The 861-nt window shown below is 60.3% G+C and carries 1 protein-coding gene; it reads left to right on the top strand.

All coding sequences use genetic code 11. From position 1 onward, the window contains the following. Nucleotides 1–60 precede the first annotated feature (60 nt). On the top strand, nt 61–861 hold an 801-nt coding region (locus tag AC0L3B_RS38120), incomplete at its 3' end, for a GMC family oxidoreductase (protein WP_473382685.1).

The raw sequence follows: 861 nt of genomic DNA, 5'->3' as shown, positions 1-861 counted from the left end.
GATCTCATTGGACGAGCGTCAAGGGTAAACTCCAAACCACACAAGAGGACTTGTCAAACAATGTCCGAATGGGACTATATCATCGTCGGCGGCGGTTCGGCCGGTTGCGTACTCGCCAATCGCCTAACGGAGGATGCACGGGTCAAGGTGCTGCTCCTGGAGGCCGGACCACGCGACCGGTCGATCTGGATCGATATTCCCGCAGGCTACATCAAGCACCAGCTCCGCAAAAAGTTTAGCTGGAACTTCCAGATCGACGGCAATGTGAGCGGCCAGCGCCTCCCCTGTGCGAGCGGCCGTGGGTTGGGCGGCTCAAGTTCGATCAACGGCATGCTATATGTGCGCGGCCAGCCGCTCGATTATGACACCTGGAGCCAATTGGGCAATCGAGGCTGGTCCTACGAAGAAATGCTGCCGTACTTCAAAAAATCGGAACATTACGAGGGCCGGAGCGACCAGTCGCGCGGTAAGGATGGGCCTCTCAATGTTCACAAAACCAGCGAGTACCACGTGCTTGGCGACGCGCTCATCGATGCCGCCGAAGCCAGTGGCTTCCCGCGTAATCATGACTACAACGACGGGCAGCAGGAAGGCTTCAGTTATTTTCAGGCGACAACCAGGAACGGCCAGCGCTGGTCGGCGGCTCGCGCTTTCCTGGATCCGGCGCGCAGCAGGCCAAATCTGCGCATCGAGACCGATGCGCTTGTCAGCCGCATCCTGCTCGAGGGAAAGCGCGCGGTCGGCGTCGCTTATACGCTGCACGGCGAAGCTCGGGAGGCGCGCTGTGGCGCGGAGGTGATCGTCTCTTGCGGCGCTATCCAGTCTCCCGGAGTATTGGAGCTTTCGGGCATCGGCCAGCCG

This window comes from Bradyrhizobium sp. Kon56, from assembly GCF_055807635.1.
Note: the sequence above shows the minus strand (reverse complement) of the source record. Positions and strands in the feature narration are given on the sequence as shown.